Here is an 18,602-nt window from a genome sequence, read left to right as displayed (position 1 = left end):
TCTTCTTAAATGTACTACGAAATAACCGACCAGTTCACATTCTTTTTCCGAAGCTCCTTCAACTGCTGCCATACAATAGCATTTTCCGGATGTTCCCCATTCGGATCGGCATCGAGCAGTCGTTCAGCTATCTCACGCACATACTGCAAGAGCTGTCCGTCGCGGGCGATATCGGCTATCTTCAAATCGAATGCCACACCACTCTGCTGTGTTCCTTCCAAATCACCCGGACCACGTAACTTCAAATCGGCTTCTGCAATCTCAAAACCATCGTTTGTCTGCACCATGATTTCAATACGCTTGCGCGTTTCTTCCGTCAACTTATAGCCAGTAACCAAAATACAATACGACTGATCAGCTCCACGTCCTACACGTCCGCGCAACTGATGCAACTGCGACAAGCCGAAACGTTCCGCATTCTCTATCACCATGACCGAGGCATTGGGTACGTTCACTCCTACCTCAATCACCGTAGTGGCTACCATAATCTGAGTTTCGTTTGCCAGAAAACGCTGCATCTCCTCATCTTTCTCTGCCGGCTTCATCTTGCCATGTACCTTACTTACCTTATATTCAGGAAACTCTTCACAAATATGCATATACCCGTCTTCCAGGTTCTTGATATCCATCTTCTCACTTTCCTGAATCAACGGATATACAATATAGGCCTGACGCCCTTCCTGTATCTGCTTCCGTATGAAAGCATACATCGAAGCACGGCGATTATCAAACTGATGAACAGTCTGAATGGGCTTTCTCCCGGGAGGAAGCTCATCGATGACGGACACATCGAGATCGCCATACAGTGTCATGGCAAGCGTACGAGGGATAGGAGTCGCCGTCATTACCAGTACATGAGGCGGACAAGTGTTCTTCGCCCACAACTTGGCACGCTGAGCTACTCCGAAACGATGCTGCTCGTCTATCACTACCAGTCCCAACGAAGAAAAGTTAACCGTATCTTCTATCACCGCATGAGTACCGATTAGAATCTGTACATCTCCCGTTACCAAATCTTTCAATATAGCTTCCCGGCGTTTTCCCTTTATATTTCCCGTTAACAATTCTACCCTTACATTCATACCTGCAAGGAAGCGGCATATCGTTTCATAATGCTGGGTTGCAAGAATTTCCGTCGGCGCCATCATACAAGCCTGATAACCATTATCCAAGGCTATCAGCATAGTCATTAAGGCTACAAGTGTCTTTCCGCTACCCACATCTCCTTGCAACAGCCGGTTCATCTGACGCCCGCTACCCATGTCACGCCGCATCTCCTTGATAACCCGCTTTTGAGCTCCTGTAAGCTGAAAGGGAAGGTTTTGAGAATAAAAGGTATTGAAAATCTCTCCTACCCGTCCGAATACCAGTCCGCGGAATTTATTTCTTCTTTCTTTAGTGTAACGAAGAATGTTAAGCTGCACATAAAACAACTCTTCAAACTTCAGACGATACTGTGCTTTCCGAAGTAAATCGGGATTCTGGGGAAAATGAATGTTATAGAGTGCATCCGTAAGCGACATCAGGCGATGCTGTGCCACCAGTTGCGGACTGAGCGTTTCTTCTATAATGTCTTTCTGAAGTGCCCCGAAAAGATTCTTCATCAGCTTCTCCAGCGCATGCGAATTGAGATTGCTGCGCTTCATCTTCTCGGTAGTATTGTAATACGGCTGAAGCCCCATCGACGAAAGAGTAAGTTCCTCCGCCGGATCAATATCGGGATGAGCAATGTTTATTCGCCCATTGAAGACTGTAGGTTTTCCAAATACGATATATTCTTCATTGGCCTTATATTTACCCATAACGAATTTCAGCCCTTGAAACCATACCAAGTCGACGATTCCCGTTCCGTCGGAAAAGTGTCCGACAAGGCGCCGCTGACGACCTTCTCCAATGGTTTCGAAACTAAGGACCTTACCCTTCAACTGAATATAAGGCATATTTCCGTCTATCTCATGGATATAATACAGACGACTACGGTCGACATACTTGTAAGGGAAATAATACAGCAAGTCCCGAAAGGAATAGATATTCAGTTCCTTGTTCAGTATCGCCGCACGCTGCGGTCCTACTCCCTGCAAATATTTTATGTCACGCGTAGATAAATCGAACATTTATTTAAACCAAAACTTCAGCAACCTTTAAATCGAACGGAGTCGTGAGCTTAATGTTTTCACGGTTTCCCGGCACCAGATATACCGGATGCCCCAAAGCCTCTACAACCGAAGCGTCATCTGTAAAGGCAGAAGTATACGGCTGTCCGTATGCCTGCTTCAACAAAGAAGCAGTAAACACCTGAGGAGTCTGAACCAGTTTATAACGGTCGCGCGGTACAGTTACGCTCTGCTCATCTGTTTCCAGCCGGCGTACAGTTTCTACGATGCCGATAACCGGAATGACTGCTTGCTTTTCGCGTGCTGCATCGTAACAGGCAGTAATCACTTCCTGCGACACAAATGGGCGAACTCCGTCGTGTACTCCTACAAGGCTGTCCGCATCGTCTACCAGAGCCAGTCCGTTCTTTACAGAATGAAAACGGGTTTCTCCCCCATCGGCAATACGATGCGGCAATGTAAACCCGTATTTTAAACAAAGATGCTTCCAGTAGTCCTGCTGGTCTGCCGGAAGCACCAATATGATATTTATATGCTCATCGTAGGCATGAAAGACTTCCAGTGTACGCATCAGGACAGGTTTCCCCTTAATTGGAAGAAACTGTTTGGGAATATCTCCTCCCATACGTAAACCTTTGCCACCTGCTACGACAATGATATATTTCTTCATCAGGCAAGCAACATTCCTTTTTTAACTTCCAGAGCTTTTTCAGCACCGGCAAACTTTTCAAGAATAGCAAAGCCGAAAGCTGGAGCAGCGCCCGGACCTTTACCCAAGATGAAGTTATCAACGATTTCTACCATGTTACCTGTATATTCTGCACCTTCCAGGAATTTGTCAAAACCCGGATAACAAGTAGCCTTCTTGCCTTTCAGCAGACCACGTTTTCCATATACCATCGGAGCAGCACAGATAGCAGCAAGTGGCTTACGAGCAGCAGCGAAGTCCATAATCAACTTATCCAGTCCTGCATGAGCATCAAGATTCGTTGCTCCCGGCAGTCCACCCGGCAAAACGACCATTTCTACATCTTCTTCTTTCAAGTCCTCGAACAGTATATCTGCAACGATAGGAACCTGATGAGAGCTGACAACAGTTTTTTCACCTGTTACCGATACAGTTTTCACATTCAGTCCCCCACGACGCATAATATCGAGCGGAAACATGGCTTCCATTTCTTCGAAGCCTTCTGCCAAAAAGATACAAATTGATTTCATACTACAACGAATTTAATTATTCACATTTCTAATTTTCTATTTCAGCTTGAAATAATAGGTTATTGTACCACTCTGATTATTTACCCCGTCTACTGCATTGAAACGGGCACGGCGTGCAGCTTCTTCCGCAGCACGGCGCAAAGCGGGATTAACCGTATTAGTCCGTTTATTTATACTTGTACTGACCACTTGTCCAGCGGGATTCACCACGATTGTAACCACCACTCGTCCTTCGTCCTGCACATTATACACCGGAACAGGCAATCCACCCGGTCCCAACGAACGTCCGTTCAAGTCGAATGTTCCATATCCTCCTACACCCGAAGTCTTTCCCGTATTTCCATTTCCGTCGGGACTTCCCTGTATACCTTGTCCCGACCCGGCCGTACCTTTACTGCCCATCTTGGAACCTTTACCGAAAGCTCCGGCAATCTTGCTGGCAGCAGCCTGAGCAGCTGCCCGTTCTTGTTCGGCACGTTTCTCAGCCTCCGTTTTTTCCTTAGGCTTAGTCACGACAGGTTCAGGTTTCTTTTCCTGCTTCTTTTTAGGTGTAACTTCTTTTTTAGGCTTCTCTTCTTTCGGTTTCTCTTTCTTCACCTGAATGGAGGGTTCATCATCCTGCGTAATCATAGGCTGTTTAACCTCCGGTTCCGGAGTAACTTCAGGCTCCGGAGCAGAAGTAGTTTCCGGCTGCGGCAATACGTCGACCTCCGTCATTGTAAACGGATCGGCATCGCCCTGAGCTGTTTCCGTATTACCAAGCATAACCGGTACTCCTCCCTCTTCTTGCATTTCCGGGCGAGTAAGCGAGCAAAAGAAAAGCAACAGTATTACAAGGATATGCAATACCACTGTTCCTATTATTCCGGTTACTTTACTTTTTTTCACTGTATTGTCTTTTAATTCTGTTTATCAGGGCGGCGGGTAGCCAGCACCATCTTGAAATGATTCTCATTGGCAATGTTCAAGATACGGACGATTTCGCGATACGGAATCGACTCGTCAGCATAAAGTGCCACATACATTTCCGGCTCTTTTGCGGCGCACTCTTGCAGGAAGGAAGGAACTTCATCCAGCGAAAGCGGCATCTCGTCGTCATTACCAAACGCCCCATAATAATTCAAATCCTTATCGATGATTACCCGTGCCATCGGTTTGGCCGAAGTCTGTTCGGACCCCTGCGGCAGCAAGACCTTAATGGCATTCGGAGATACCATTGTAGAGGTAATCATAAAAAATATCAGCAGCAGAAAGATGAGGTCGGTCATCGACGACATGCTGAAGGCCGGAGATATTTTCTGTCTTCTTTTCAGTGACATAGGCTTCTATTTTTCGTTTGGTTCGTTCATCAAGTCCATGAAAGCAATGGTACGAGCTTCCATCTGACTAACCACCTTGTCTACACGATATACCAGATGATTATAAGCAAACATGGTAGCAATACCTACCACCAGACCACCTACAGTGGTAATCATCGCTTCGTAAATACCACTCGAAAGCAGAGTTATATCGATGTTGTTTCCGGCATTTGCCATGTTCCAGAAAGCACGGACCATACCGGTAACCGTACCCAGGAAGCCAAGCATCGGAGCACCACTGGAAATAGTTGCCATGATAGAGAGTCCGTTTTCCAGCTTTGCCACTTCAATGTTTCCGGTATTTTCGATAGCAGCCTGTACATCTGCTACAGGACGTCCCATACGCATGATACCCTTTTCAATCATACGTGAAGAAGGGGTATTGGTTATACGACAGTAATTGATAGCCGATTTGATTTCTCCGGTCTTGATATAGTCGCGGATACGATCCATAAACAAAGGGTCCTCTTTACCTGCTTTACGGATAGCCACCGCACGCTCGAAAAAGATGTAAAAAGCAATAACTGACATAATAGCCAGTAAAATCATAATCCAACCACCTTTGCAAGCCATGTCCCAAAGGTTCATTTCAGGTTCTCCCGAAGCAACAGGAGTCAGCACGGGATTATTTCCCGTCATTGTGTCGGCAACAGTCTGTGCGGCTGCCAGCAATGTCATTGTAATCATAATTTAACGAAGGCAATTTTTATATTCTTCAATAGTTTTTTTAAGTCCCAGATAGAGTGCGTCGCAAATTAGTGCGTGGCCGATGGAAACTTCGTCCACCCACGGAATATTTTCGTGAAAATAAGCAAGGTTTTCAAGGCTAAGATCATGTCCCGCATTCAGTCCCATACCCAGTTTGCGGGTAACTTTTGCAGCTTCGATAAAAGGAGCTATTGCAGCCTCCCGGTTCTTCGGATACATCGATGCATAAGGTTCTGTGTAAAGTTCCACGCGATCGGCTCCGGCTTTTGCAGCATATTCAATCATTTCTGCGTCCGTCCCTACAAAAATAGAAGTACGTATGCCTGCTTCACCAAAGGTATCCATCAGCTCGGTCAGGAAAGAAAGATTTTCCTTGGTATTCCATCCTGCATTTGAAGTAATCTGATCGGGAGCATCGGGTACAAGCGTCACCTGATGAGGTTTTACCTTCAAGACCAGGTCGACAAACTCTTTCGAGGGATAACCTTCAATGTTAAATTCCGTACGAAGAATCGGGCGAAGGGCCAGCACATCCGCATAACGGATATGGCGTTCGTCGGGACGAGGATGAACAGTTATGCCTTCAGCCCCGAAAGCTTCGCAATCTAACGCCACTTTTTCTACGTCGGGGTTATTCCCCCCACGGGCATTACGCAAGGTTGCCACCTTGTTTATATTCACACTTAGCTTAGTCATATTGAATTTAATTTTATATCTTTGCGTCTACAACCTGCAAAGTTAACAGGTTTTACGAAAAACCTGTTAACTTTACGTGACAAAAGATTGATAAAAAAAGCTACAAGATATGCAACGCAACCTCAGATTCGCCCTTTTCGGAAATACTTATCAGGAACATAAGTCGGCACACGCCACACACTTGCTGGAGATATTGCGGAGCAAAGGAGCTGAAATCTGTATCAGCAACGAGTTCTACGACTTCTTGAAGCAGCATACCAAGGCCGACCTTGACGGACTGGAAATTTTTCAGGGCTACGATTTTGATGCAGACATGGTACTAAGCATCGGTGGAGACGGCACCTTTCTGCGGGCAGCAAGCCGTGTAGGGAAAAAGGAAATTCCTATTCTGGGTATCAATACAGGACGGCTGGGATTTCTGGCCGACATATCGCCCGACCAGATGGAAGAGGCATTCGATGAAATCTATGCCGGAAAATACCTTGCAGAGCCGCGACGAGTGTTACATCTTACCTCAGAAGGACATGTACTGAAAGGCTATCCATACGGACTGAACGAAATCGCGGTATTGAAACGCGACAGTTCGTCGATGATTACCATACGGGCCTACATCAACGATGAGCTGCTCTGTTCCTATCAGGCAGACGGACTGATTGTTGCCACTCCAACAGGATCGACAGGTTATTCGCTCAGCGTAGGCGGTCCGATTCTTGTCCCGCAAAGCGGAACCATCAGCCTGACGCCCGTAGCACCACACAGTCTTAATGTACGACCAATTGTTATTCGTGACGACTGGGAGATTACGCTCGATGTAGAAAGCCGCAGCCACAACTTTCTGGTAGCGGTAGACGGGCGTAGTGAAACTTGCCGCGAGGGTACTAAACTGACCATCCGCCGTGCCGATTATTTCGTACGGATTGTGAAGCGTTGCCATCACTCTTTCTTCAATACACTCCGCGAAAAGATGATGTGGGGGGCAGACAGCCGCTCGTAAATGTGGTAAACAATGAATGGATTTGTGCAGACGTTCTGAAAAAACATCAGGAGAAACGACCGATGTTTTGTACAAAACTTTCAAGAGTTTGTACAAAAGATTTTAGTCTTTGTACAAATTATACCTGAAGCCTCAGGATGTTCTCCATCGGACAAGCCGTAATTATCTTATAAATAAGAGACTGTTTTCGCATAGAGAAAATGAATAGACCGACTTATAATTTATAAGTTACAATTAAAAAGGAATCTCCTGCCTTAGCCTTTGTTTATTTTAATAACACGGGGAAAAGCAGGAGATTTTTTCTTTCAAGCTCAATCTATCCATTTTTTATTTGAGCAATTCTATTTTGAAACAGCCTTAAAAAACTGTTCCTCACCGCAAGACTGATATTTATACGATGAGAAACAGGCTGTTATAGCTGATCGGGCAGCAGACTCAGCTTCATGCTGTTCGAGCCTTTTACCAGGATGTAGTAACCTTTGGGCTTATGGGCCTGAATATCTGCCAGCACCTCGTCTACATTCTGAAAGGTCTGGAAAGTGTGAGTTGTAGCAGCAAACTCCGGTCCCACCAGCACTACCCGTTCGAAACCACACTCATTCAGATAATCGACCACCTTTTGATGTTCTTCACGGCTCACCGCGCCCAGTTCTTTCATATCGCCTAAGATAACCATCTTATGGGGAGCCTCTATCAGACGGAAGTTCTTGAGAGCCGCCATCATACTGGTCGGATTGGCATTATAGGCATCCACAATCAGCTTGTTGTCGGCGGTTTCCTTCAACTGCGACCGGTTGTTGTGAGGCAAATACGATGCCAGCGCATCGCTGATATCCTCATCGGGTACTCCGAAGTAACGTCCGATAGCTACCGCTGCCAGCATATTGTCCAGGTTATAGGAACCAATCAGGTGAGTAGCCACTTCGTGCGACACTCCTCCTGCTGTCCATCGGAACGACAGGAAAGGTGAACAGCTTATCAGTTCTCCACTGACATACAAACCGGCAGTCTGCCCGTAACGCACACAAGTCAACCCTTCGGCAATGCCATTCAGGTAAGGATTTTCATTCTGGATAAAGATAGTAGCCCCACCTTTAGCCCGCAGAAAATCGTACAACTCTCCTTTCGTGCGGATAACTCCCTCGAAAGATCCGAAACCTTGCAGGTGAGCCTTGCCTACATTTGTTATAATTCCATAATCCGGTTCGGCAATATGTACCAGTGTCTTTATTTCTCCCGGATGGTTCGCACCCATTTCGACAACCGCCATTTCGTGTTCTTTTGTCAGACGAAGCAACGTGAGCGGTACTCCGATGTGATTATTGAAATTACCTTCTGTATATAATGTATTGAACTTCCGGCTCAGCACCGTAGAAATGAGTTCTTTGGTTGTGGTCTTTCCATTCGTACCTGTAATGCCGATAACCGGCGTTTTCAGCTGCCGGCGGTGATAATTAGCCAGTTGTTGCAAAGCCTGCAAACAGTTGTCTACGAGAATTGTACCCTCACCCGCATATTCAGATTCGTCGATTACAGCATAGCGGCAACCCTGCTTCAAAGCCTGTGCGGCAAAAGCATTGCCATTAAAAGTTTCTCCTTTCAGGGCGATGAACATAGAACCCTCAGGACAGTTGCGGCTATCGGTGGTCACCTTACCGCATTCCATAAAACATTTATATAATTCTGCTATTTCCATATTTTCTGTAACAAAATATTCCGGCACAAAGATAACGTAATTTAATTTCCCGCGACTGCGAAAAAACAAATTATTGTGTGTACATTTGCAGCGCTTAAAGACGTATTCATCGGACATGGAAAACAGTATCACGAAACTTATCAATGTAAAGGGACAGTTAATGGACTTATCCTACCCGCAGGTAATGGGTATCCTGAATGTTACTCCCGATTCTTTTTATGCCGGAAGCCGGAAACAGACAGAAACGGAAATTGCAGAACGTACACTTCAAATCGTGTCGGAAGGGGGAAGCATTATCGATGTAGGAGCTTATTCATCACGCTCCAATGCAGAACATATCAGTGCGGAGGAGGAAATGTCTCGTCTGCGTCACGGACTGGAGATTGTATTCCGCGAATGTCCCGATGCCATTGTTTCGGTAGATACGTTCCGGGCAGATGTTGCACGTATGTGTGTAGAAGAGTACGGCGCAGCTATCATCAACGATATAGCAGCGGGCAATATGGATGAAAACATGTTTGCAACCGTAGCCCGGCTCGGTGTCCCCTACATCATGATGCACATGCAGGGAACTCCGCAAAACATGCAGCAGGCTCCACACTATGACAATGTATTGAAAGAAGTATTATATTACTTTTCTGAAAAGGTACAGAAGCTGCGTGACCTGGAAGCCAAGGATATCATCATCGATCCGGGATTCGGATTCGGAAAGACGCTGGAACACAACTACGAGCTACTGGACAAAATGGAAGAATTCCAGATATTCGAACTGCCTGTACTGGTAGGAGTTTCACGCAAGTCGATGATTTACCGCCTGCTGGGAGGAGAACCGGAAGATGCCTTGAACGGAACAAGCGTCGTCAACACAATAGCCCTGATGAAAGGAGCCGACATCCTGCGTGTACACGATGTGCGTGCCGCATCCGAAGCAGTCAAAATAGTTGCCGCCATGAAAAAGTTAACTCCTGTAAGTTTGTAAATATAAAATTATGCCTTTCGATATTTCCATACTTAGCGTCAAAGATATTATCGACATTCTGCTGGTAGCGTTTCTGTTATACAAAACCTACAAGCTGATGAAATCGTCGGGATCAATCAATGTATTTACGGGAATTCTCGTGTTTATCGTCATTTGGGTTATCGTATCGCAAGTGCTGCAAATGCGTCTGCTCGGTTCGATATTCGATAAGCTGGTAAGCGTGGGAGTCATTGCACTGATTGTAATCTTTCAGGATGAAATACGTCACTTCCTGCTCTCGCTTGGTTCACGCCACCGCACAAGCAGTCTGCTTCGCTTTTTTAAGGGAAGTCAGAAGAACGACAACAGCAAAGAGGCCATCATGCCTATTGTCATGGCTTGCCTCAACATGAGTAAAGGAAAAGTGGGCGCACTGATTGTCATCGAAAAGAATTTTCCACTGGATGACATCGCACGTACAGGAGATATCATCGATGCGAACATCAATCAGCGACTGATAGAAAATATTTTTTTCAAAAACAGTCCGCTACACGATGGAGCTATGATTATCAGCAACAAACGTATAAAGGCTGCCGGATGTATTCTTCCGGTATCACATAACCTGAACATTCCGAAAGAGTTGGGGCTAAGACACCGTGCCGCACTGGGAGTTTCTCAGGAAACAGATGCCATGGCAATTATCGTTTCCGAGGAAACCGGAGGTATTTCCATAGCCTATCAGGGTGAGTTCTACTTAAAACTGACGGCTGAGGAACTGGAAAGAATGCTTACGAGTGAAGATGAGCTTTAAGGATTAATCCAACATCAGGCTCATATAGGGATGAAGGTCTTTCAGTACAAGAGCAGTCAGCTCGCTTATTGTGACACAAACATACTCTTTTCCCATCTGATAACCTTGTATCATCTTCCCCGGAGAAACCGTGTAATATCCATTGTTTTCTCCGATAACCTCGTCTCCTTGCAGATGAATACAGAGTTCCTCCCCTTGATAAACAGCAGCATACAACTCAAGGCAAGCAGGAACATTTATTAAGCGTGCCATGCCTAATTCATGCATCTCGTCAGCAAAAGGAAGTATGCATGTCATGGTTTCAGCTTGATAAAAAGCAGCGAGTTGATGTAATGCAACTGTCAGGTCCGCCTCGTCAGACAGAAGTATTTCTTTGACAGAAAGTGTCTTTTCCTGCATCAGGCAAAAGATAAGTCCGGACAAGACATCACCTTTATAAATTGTCCATACATCACCTTTGCTCAAAGCCAGATCAGACAGTACAACATGGAAATCATCAAAGGTGTGCTGTATGCAGCACGACCGCCTGTTCATTTGTTCATTAAAGTATGGATAAATTGTTTCTTCAGGGTTTTTCAACAGATCTATCTTACTCATTTTCAGATATGATACAGAGTTATTAACAGGTTGTTCATAACTGTTGATAACTTTTTTCAGCACACCATAACGGAAACAAGTCGCGTAGCCTGAGCGAGCATAATATCCTTTCAACCAATCTTCGGCAGGAATTAGTGTTGAAAACACGATTCCCTCATCGAACATGGAACGATGTGTTTCCTCAAGCAGGCGACGCATAGCCCCTCTTGCCCGATAATCAGGATGAGTACAAGCGCCCGATATATATGAAGCAGCTACCGTCCGGCCACAAAATGTCATCGGATAAGATATCATCTGAAGCGCAGAAATCACCTTACCATCTTCTATTATCGCTTTATTAATCTGGTCGGTATAACGTAAACGGAAATAAAGGTCTACAAATGCTTCATCATCATTGAAGCAAGTTTCCCAAAGTTGCCTGACTTGTTCTTTTACGCTCATTGTAATTCCACGATATATTTTTCAAGAAGAGTTTCTGGATAATAAGACAATTTAGCCTTACGCAGTCCTTCCAGCCCCAGGTCTTCCTCACGGTTGATATAAATGTACTGTTCCGGAATACGATTAGCAAACTCATTGTTAATCATAGCATAGGCTCCTTCTATATCTGTATTTGCTTTCTCTACACAAGTATCGAAAGTTTCATTGTTTATAGGAGCTCCGAAAGTAAATGCTACAATCTCTCCGTTAACATGCAATACTCCTCCTCGCAAATCCAGTTCGTTAATATGCTTCAACGCATCAGTCATCGAACGCCGTTCTGCTATCAGAGCTTCATTCTCTGCACAGTCGTTTGCTTTACACCACATGCTTTCCAGACGCAGACACTCAGGGACGAGTTCGGCTGTCAACTCCTTATATTCATAATTAGGATAAGCTGCTTTAAACCGATTGATATGATTCCGTTTAGGCTGGTACTTTTTTCCACGAAGCGTTGCCAGATCAGAACGAAGATATACATAATCAAAATAATCACGATCGGCTGTAAACGTAAAACGCCCCGGAAAAGCAGCTTCCAGTTCTGCACGCATATAGCTACATACACCCAACAAACGGAAAGGAACACCTTTGCTGCGCGCATCCTCTATCAGCACGTCAACAATTCGATGTACATCGCCTTCACCCACCGGCATCATATATGCCAGTTCATTATCTGCATAAAAACGGAACAACAGAAAGCCGTCCATTTCAGCAATTTCCGTCTGGTACAAAAACCTCCAGCTATACAGATTAGAAAACGACAAATCGCAGTTACGGCGCTTGCTTGTTAAAGTATAACGCTGCACAGTTTCCTTATCTTCCAGTTCTATGGGTCTAAATGGTATCATATTATATTTCTTTTATTTTTCAGGCGTAACCATGCTTAAAAAGAAACGCACCGATATTAAAAAACATCGGCACGCTTCCACGAAACATGCTCGCATTGGATTTTATAATTTAATAGAGCCCCAGCAGATGAAGGATAGTCGGAGTAAGCAAAGCAGTCAAAATACCGTTCAGCGTCAGTCCCAAACTGGCATAAGCTCCATACTTTCCACTGACCTCCATAGCACGCGATGTTCCTACCGCATGCGAAGCTGTTCCCATCGAAAGCCCTTGCGCTATAGGACTTCCAACATGTCCTACCTGAAGTACCTTAAAACCACAAATAGCACCAAATAGTCCTACAACAATCACTACCGCTGCAGTAAGAGAAGGTATTCCGCCTACTGCATCCGAAACTTCCATCGCAATCGGAGTCGTCACCGACTTTGGAGCTAACGACATGATAACCTCTGGAGAAGCTCCCAGCAGTTTTGCTATAATAGTAACCGATACTAGTCCGACAAGACAGCCTGCTAATTGAGAAACAATTATCGGCATTAATTGTTTTTTTATCATGCGTAATTGTAGATACAAGGGAACCCCCAGTGCTACAACTGCCGGCTTCAACCAGAACTCAATCAAGGAACCTGCTTCATAATATTTTTCATACGAAACATTTGTCAGTTTCAGAAAACAAATCAGCAAGGCAATCGCTATCAATATCGGATTAAGAATAATCAAACCTGTTTTTTTCTGCAACTGTTTGGAAAGAAAAAAGAATCCAAACGTAATGGCGAGCAAAAAGAATTTACTTTCTAAATATTCCATACTTACGAACCAATTGATGAACCCAACCTGTAACAACTAACACTAATACCGTACTTACTAAAGTAGCAATGACAATAGGCCAGAACTCGGCAGCAATAATGTCAAAATATAACATCAGCGCCACCCCCGAAGGAACGAAGAAAAAGCCCAGATTAGCTACTAAGAAATCGGACAATCCCTGCACCCAGTGCAGTTTTATCCAACCTAACTGTAAAAATAACGTAAGTAAAAGCATGCCAATAATACTCGACGGCAGCTTAATTCCCGTCAGATAAACTATCAGTTCACCTAACGCCAAACATCCAAAAAGGATAGAACATTGACGAATCATACCTATTAATATTATCTTGAAAAACGAACGTAAAGTTACACAATAGGAGAAAACGCTGTATCGAAAGTGGCCTTTTTTATTTCTTCTGCTATTAAACATAAGTTTTTTGCATACTTTAGGAGAAAAAAAACTCGCTTTTGCAAACTAGATATTACAAAAATGCGTATTTTTGCAGTGCGATATATACTTCTTGTTATCGCGCACGATAAAAGAATCACATATAATAAATATATTCATTAAGTCATGGATTTAATTAGTCAAATCGTTGAACGCGCTAAAGCAAACAAACAGCGCATTGTGCTTCCGGAAGGAACTGAAGAACGTACTTTAAAAGCTGCCAATCAGATATTGACAGATGGTGTAGCTGAGCTGATTCTGTTGGGAAATCCCGATGAAATCATGGGTCTGGCAAAAGAATGGGGCTTAGGAAATATCCATAAAGCAACAATCATCGATCCGGAAAACCATCCGAAACAAGAAGAATACGCACATTTGTTATGCGAACTTCGCAAGAAAAAAGGAATGACTATCGAAGAAGCCCGTAAACTGGTTCTCAATCCATTATACTTGGGCTGTTTGATTATCAAAGCGGGCGATGCTGACGGTCAGTTGGCTGGTGCACGCAATACTACCGGCGACGTTCTGCGCCCTGCATTGCAAATTATCAAAACAGCTCCGGGCATTACTTGCGTATCTGGTGCCATGCTGCTTTTGACTCATGCTCCAGAATGTGGTGACAATGGTGTATTGGTAATGGGTGACGTAGCCGTAACTCCTGTTCCAGATGCAAACCAATTGGCTCAAATCGCAATCTGTACAGCACAGACAGCTAAAGCAGTTGCCGGACTTGATCCACGTGTAGCTATGCTGAGCTTCTCAACTAAAGGTTCTGCTAAACATGAAGTTGTAGACAAAGTAGTAGAAGCATTGAAGATTGCTAAAGAAATGGATCCAGCATTGAAGATCGACGGTGAACTGCAAGCAGATGCTGCCCTGGTTCCAAGAGTAGGTGCAAGCAAAGCTCCAGGTTCTGAAATCGCAGGAAAAGCTAACGTATTGGTTGTTCCATGTCTGGAAGTAGGTAACATTTCTTATAAACTGGTTGAACGTTTAGGACACGCTACTGCTGTAGGACCTATCCTGCAAGGTATCGCACGCCCAGTAAACGATTTGTCACGCGGATGCTCTATCGACGACGTTTACAAGATGATCGCTATCACAGCCAATCAGGCTATTGCAGCTAAAGCTCAATAACAGAACTTATTTATAACATTGTTATTCAGGCGTCATTCCATTCAATCTCGTTCTGAATGACAAATGTTTTTATTTCACATCAATAAAAATATTAAAATTCATATATGAAAGTATTAGTACTCAACTGCGGTAGTTCATCTATCAAATACAAACTGTTCGAAATGACTACCAAAGAAGTCCTCGCACAAGGAGGTATCGAAAAAATCGGTCTGCCGGGTTCTTTCCTGAAGCTGACTTTGCCTAATGGAGAAAAGAAAATCCTCGAAAAGGACGTACCTGAACACACAACCGGCGTACAGTTTATTTTCGACACTTTGACTAATGCCGAATACGGAGCTGTAAAAAATCTGCACGAAATCAAGGCTGTAGGTCATCGCGTTCTGCACGGAGGTACAAAATTCAGCGGTTCTGTATTGATTAACGACGCCGTTATTGCAGCAGTAGAGGAATGCTGTGACCTCGGTCCGTTGCACAACCCAGCCAACCTGAAAGGTATTTATGCCGTACAGAAACTGTTGCCTGAAGTTCCTCAGGTAGCTGTATTTGATACCGCTTTCCATCAGACTATGCCTGATTACGCATATCTGTATGCAATACCTTATAAATATTTCGAAAAATACGGTATCCGCCGTTATGGTTTCCACGGAACTTCTCATCGTTACGTTTCAAAACGTGTATGCGAATTTTTGGGTATTCCTCAGGAAGGCTCTAAGATTATTACTTGCCACATCGGAAACGGTGGCTCTATCGCAGCCGTAAAAGACGGTAAATGTATCGATACAACAATGGGATTGACACCGCTGGAAGGTCTGATGATGGGTACACGTAGTGGTGACATCGACGGTGGTGCAATCACTTACATCATGAAGAAAGAAGGTCTGACTCCGGATGAGATGTCTACTCTGCTGAACAAGAAGAGCGGTGTGCTGGGTATGTTCGAAAAATCAAGCGACATGCGTGAACTGGAAGACGCAGTAGCAAGAGGAGAAGAACGTGCTATCCTGACAGAAAACATGTACTTCTACCGTATCACCAAATACATCGGTGCATACGCAGCAGCAATGGACGGTGTAGATGTAATCTTGTTCACCGGTGGTGTTGGTGAAAATCAGGCTACAGCTCGTGCCGGTGTTTGTAAGACACTGGGTTACCTGGGTGTCAAGATCGATCCGGAAAAGAACAAAGTTCGCAGCAAAGAAGCCATCATTTCTACCGATGACTCAAAAGTGAAGGTTGTAGTTATCCCGACCGATGAGGAATTGATGATTGCAACAGATACAATGAACATCCTGAACGACATGAACAAATAAGGAACAGCTTACCCTTAAATAGCTTAAAAAAGAGGATATTCCCCATGAGTTTTCTTATCTTTGCAGCGAGCAAAACGTAAAGAGAAGATAACTTTACAAGGAATATCCTCTTTTTTTATGCTATTCAAACAACAAGAAACACTCCTTATTATGAAAAAGAAAATCGTAACTTTTGGCGAAATTATGCTTCGCCTGACTACCCCCGACAATCTACGTATGCAACAAAGCCGGGAATTTCTGGTAAATTACGGTGGCAGTGAAGCCAATGTGGCTATTTCCATTGCCAATTTCGGCGGAGATGTAGAATATATAACCCGCCTTCCCGACAACGCATTGGGAGAAACTTGTCTGGCAGAATTGCGTTCACACAATATCGGTACCCAACACATTCTGATAGGCGGACACCGTTTAGGTACCTACTACATGGAAAAAGCAGCTGCCATGCGTAACTCAAAAGTCATCTACGACCGCGAAGGTTCTGCTTTCTCCGAACTGAAACCGGGTATGATAGACTGGCGCACCATCTTTAGCGACGCAGCTATTTTCCACTGGTCGGGCATCGATGCCGCACTGACTCCCGGACTGGCAGAGGTATGCAAGGAAGCAATAACCATTGCCAAAGAAATGGGACTGACCATTTCGTACGACATCAATTACCGCAAGAACCTCTGGAATTACGGAAAAAGTGCACAGGAAGTACTTCGTCCGCTGATGGTAAGCAGTGATATCATGTTCGGTAGCGAAGGCGAATATGCCCTGCTGACAGGTATTCCGGCACCGGGTTTCAAGGCAACCAAGAGTGGAGATACTTACGATATTAAAGCATATGAAGAATTCTGCAAGGCAATCAGCCAGCAGATTCCAAACTGCAAGTACATCTATATCGCCTTACGTAACGTCATGAGTTCCGAACATCACACCTTTGCAGGAGTACTTTACTCGCACGGCACCATGAAATATACACGCGTATTCGATATCGACAACGTAATCGACTGTGTAGGTGTGGGTGATGCCTTCTGCGGTGCCATGCTATATGCCCAGCACGCTTACGAAGACGAACAGAAACGTGTAGATTTCTCAACAGCCGCTTCGGTATTGAAAAACACCATTGCCGGCGACTATAACATCGTAAAGGTATCCGAAGTAGAAGGCTTGCTGGCTAAACATGAAAGCGGAGAGGTAGCCCGATAAGGCAATGCACATACACTTACGAGATTACACATCTGTATAATAAAAAGAACCATATCACTACTCATAAGCAGAGTTTGATATGGTTCTTTCATGTTTTAACCAGTTACGTTCTGTATCTCTTATCTCACAGAAGTTTCTCCTTCGATATATTGTTCCAGAAACATAGATTCCCCGTCGAATACCGCATACGAAAATTCACTGATCCAGTCACCCAGAATCATCATTCGCGACGAACGGCTCAGCATCAGGTCGAGTACAATGTGACGGTGTCCATAGATAAAGTAATTGATATCAGGGTGCATTTTCAGATATTCCTTGGTAAACAATACCAGCGGTTCCTTGTCCTCACCCATATATTCCGGTTCTTTTCCGTCCTTCCGCTTCATACGACTGTGCTTTGCCCACTCCAGTCCGAAGTCGATACTCCAGCGGGGATGCAGCATGGAGAACAGGCGTTGCAACGTTTTACTATGAAACATAGCGCGCAGCAACTTAAACTTATGATCGTTATCACCCAGCCCGTCGCCATGCGCCAGGAAAAACTCCTTGCCATAAATCTCACACGTCAGCGGTTCACGATGGATAATAACCCCACATTCCTTTTCCAGATAATCGCCGCACCAGATATCATGGTTGCCGATAAAGAAATGCACCTCTACTCCCATATCCGTCAACTCAGAGATTTTTCCCAAGAAACGGGTATACCCTTTCGGAACGACCAGCTTGAATTCGTACCAGAAATCGAACATGTCGCCCAGCAGATATACGGCTGCCGCCTGATGCTTGATACTGTCGAGAAAATTAACCAGCCGGCGTTCCTGCGTACGACTATGCGCTATCGCACGTGAACCCAGATGAGCATCCGACAGAAAATAGACATTCTTCATCGCTTCCATAACTATTCTTTTTTATAGGAATCCCAGTTCCAGTTTTGCCTCCTCGGTCATCATGTCCTTATCCCATTCGGGTTCGAACACCAGATTGATTTGAGCAGCCTTCACACCTTCTACCGATTCTATTTTCTGACGAATATCTTCCATGATAAAATCGGCAGCCGGACAATTGGGAGCCGTCAGTGTCATATCAATCACCACCTCACCATCGTCCTTCAAATCTATCTTATATATCAAACCTAAATCGTATACATTGACCGGAATCTCCGGATCGTATACGGTTTTCAGCATTTCTACAATACCTTCTTCTATTTTCAGTTTTGTTTCGTTATCCATAAAG

The 18,602-nt window shown here is 44.5% G+C and carries 20 protein-coding genes; 6 read left to right on the top strand and 14 right to left on the bottom strand.

Features of this window, described 5'->3' with window-relative positions; translation table 11 throughout:
• Positions 1–14 precede the first annotated feature (14 nt).
• Genes recG through WKT12_RS08305 form a run of 7 tightly spaced genes read right to left on the bottom strand, consistent with a single transcriptional unit; the run spans position 15 to position 6,094 of the window.
• Complete coding sequence (gene recG, locus WKT12_RS08335) at positions 15–2,114, bottom strand: ATP-dependent DNA helicase RecG (protein WP_340319394.1); 2,100 nt, start codon at positions 2,112–2,114, stop codon at positions 15–17.
• A 4-nt stretch (positions 2,115–2,118) separates the two neighbouring features.
• The gene (locus WKT12_RS08330) at positions 2,119–2,784 is read right to left on the bottom strand and encodes a 2-C-methyl-D-erythritol 4-phosphate cytidylyltransferase (RefSeq protein WP_340319393.1); all 666 of its coding nucleotides are present in this window, start codon (positions 2,782–2,784) and stop codon (positions 2,119–2,121) included.
• A complete protein-coding gene (locus WKT12_RS08325; RefSeq protein ID WP_340319392.1) occupies positions 2,784–3,332 on the bottom strand; it encodes a DJ-1 family glyoxalase III in 549 nt (182 codons plus the stop codon). Before WKT12_RS08325 ends, WKT12_RS08330 begins: the two co-directional genes overlap by 1 nt.
• Positions 3,333–3,368: 36 nt before the next feature.
• Positions 3,369–4,220 (bottom strand): TonB family protein, encoded by an 852-nt coding sequence (locus WKT12_RS08320; protein ID WP_021970440.1) that lies wholly within the window; start codon positions 4,218–4,220, stop codon positions 3,369–3,371.
• A gap of 11 nt (positions 4,221–4,231) precedes the next feature.
• On the bottom strand, positions 4,232–4,651 hold the full coding sequence (locus WKT12_RS08315) for an ExbD/TolR family protein (RefSeq protein ID WP_021970441.1): 420 nt from the start codon (positions 4,649–4,651) through the stop codon (positions 4,232–4,234).
• 6 nt (positions 4,652–4,657) lie between these two features.
• Positions 4,658–5,377 (bottom strand): MotA/TolQ/ExbB proton channel family protein, encoded by a 720-nt coding sequence (locus tag WKT12_RS08310; RefSeq protein WP_340319391.1) that lies wholly within the window; start codon positions 5,375–5,377, stop codon positions 4,658–4,660.
• A 3-nt stretch (positions 5,378–5,380) separates the two neighbouring features.
• The gene (locus tag WKT12_RS08305; RefSeq protein WP_021970443.1) at positions 5,381–6,094 is read right to left on the bottom strand and encodes a pyridoxine 5'-phosphate synthase; all 714 of its coding nucleotides are present in this window, start codon (positions 6,092–6,094) and stop codon (positions 5,381–5,383) included.
• Between the two features lie 109 nt (positions 6,095–6,203).
• Between WKT12_RS08305 and WKT12_RS08300 the strand changes: the two genes are divergently transcribed.
• Positions 6,204–7,088, top strand: a complete 885-nt coding sequence (locus WKT12_RS08300; protein ID WP_340319390.1) for an NAD kinase — start codon at positions 6,204–6,206, stop codon at positions 7,086–7,088.
• Positions 7,089–7,500: 412 nt separating this feature from the next.
• On the opposite strand, the gene WKT12_RS08295 is transcribed toward WKT12_RS08300, so the two are convergent.
• A complete protein-coding gene (locus WKT12_RS08295) occupies positions 7,501–8,784 on the bottom strand; it encodes a UDP-N-acetylmuramoyl-tripeptide--D-alanyl-D-alanine ligase (protein ID WP_340319389.1) in 1,284 nt (427 codons plus the stop codon).
• Between the two features lie 115 nt (positions 8,785–8,899).
• Here WKT12_RS08295 and folP point away from each other — a divergent pair, with 115 nt between their 5' ends.
• A complete protein-coding gene (gene folP, locus WKT12_RS08290) occupies positions 8,900–9,763 on the top strand; it encodes a dihydropteroate synthase (RefSeq protein ID WP_177593123.1) in 864 nt (287 codons plus the stop codon).
• A gap of 10 nt (positions 9,764–9,773) precedes the next feature.
• On the top strand, positions 9,774–10,553 hold the full coding sequence (gene cdaA / locus WKT12_RS08285; RefSeq protein WP_007571204.1) for a diadenylate cyclase CdaA: 780 nt from the start codon (positions 9,774–9,776) through the stop codon (positions 10,551–10,553).
• Between the two features lie 3 nt (positions 10,554–10,556).
• On the opposite strand, the gene WKT12_RS08280 is transcribed toward cdaA, so the two are convergent.
• From WKT12_RS08280 to WKT12_RS08265, 4 genes are all read right to left on the bottom strand, one after another.
• A complete protein-coding gene (locus WKT12_RS08280) occupies positions 10,557–11,591 on the bottom strand; it encodes a GNAT family N-acetyltransferase (RefSeq protein WP_007571206.1) in 1,035 nt (344 codons plus the stop codon).
• Complete coding sequence (locus WKT12_RS08275) at positions 11,588–12,478, bottom strand: DUF2156 domain-containing protein (RefSeq protein WP_007571208.1); 891 nt, start codon at positions 12,476–12,478, stop codon at positions 11,588–11,590. The genes WKT12_RS08280 and WKT12_RS08275 overlap by 4 nt, the downstream gene beginning before the upstream one ends.
• Before the next feature lie 109 nt (positions 12,479–12,587).
• Complete coding sequence (locus WKT12_RS08270; protein WP_007571209.1) at positions 12,588–13,283, bottom strand: LrgB family protein; 696 nt, start codon at positions 13,281–13,283, stop codon at positions 12,588–12,590.
• Complete coding sequence (locus tag WKT12_RS08265; protein WP_007571210.1) at positions 13,264–13,614, bottom strand: CidA/LrgA family protein; 351 nt, start codon at positions 13,612–13,614, stop codon at positions 13,264–13,266. Before WKT12_RS08265 ends, WKT12_RS08270 begins: the two co-directional genes overlap by 20 nt.
• A gap of 243 nt (positions 13,615–13,857) precedes the next feature.
• Here WKT12_RS08265 and pta point away from each other — a divergent pair, with 243 nt between their 5' ends.
• The 3 genes from pta to WKT12_RS08250 all read left to right on the top strand — a co-directional run bounded on the left by pta (position 13,858) and on the right by WKT12_RS08250 (position 17,369).
• Positions 13,858–14,868, top strand: a complete 1,011-nt coding sequence (pta, locus tag WKT12_RS08260; protein WP_270212285.1) for a phosphate acetyltransferase — start codon at positions 13,858–13,860, stop codon at positions 14,866–14,868.
• A gap of 104 nt (positions 14,869–14,972) precedes the next feature.
• Positions 14,973–16,178, top strand: a complete 1,206-nt coding sequence (locus tag WKT12_RS08255) for an acetate kinase (RefSeq protein ID WP_021970453.1) — start codon at positions 14,973–14,975, stop codon at positions 16,176–16,178.
• A gap of 150 nt (positions 16,179–16,328) precedes the next feature.
• A complete protein-coding gene (locus tag WKT12_RS08250; RefSeq protein WP_340319388.1) occupies positions 16,329–17,369 on the top strand; it encodes a sugar kinase in 1,041 nt (346 codons plus the stop codon).
• A gap of 119 nt (positions 17,370–17,488) precedes the next feature.
• Here the strand turns inward: WKT12_RS08250 and WKT12_RS08245 are convergent, their stop codons facing one another.
• Entirely contained in the window at positions 17,489–18,256 is a 768-nt protein-coding gene (locus WKT12_RS08245; protein WP_340319413.1) for a UDP-2,3-diacylglucosamine diphosphatase, read from the bottom strand.
• Positions 18,257–18,277: 21 nt separating this feature from the next.
• Entirely contained in the window at positions 18,278–18,598 is a 321-nt protein-coding gene (locus tag WKT12_RS08240) for a metal-sulfur cluster assembly factor (protein ID WP_021970457.1), read from the bottom strand.
• Positions 18,599–18,602: the final 4 nt, after the last annotated feature.

Source organism: Phocaeicola sp. HCN-6420, from assembly GCF_037890145.1.
In the GTDB taxonomy this organism is placed as follows: domain Bacteria; phylum Bacteroidota; class Bacteroidia; order Bacteroidales; family Bacteroidaceae; genus Phocaeicola.
Note: the sequence above shows the minus strand (reverse complement) of the source record. Positions and strands in the feature narration are given on the sequence as shown.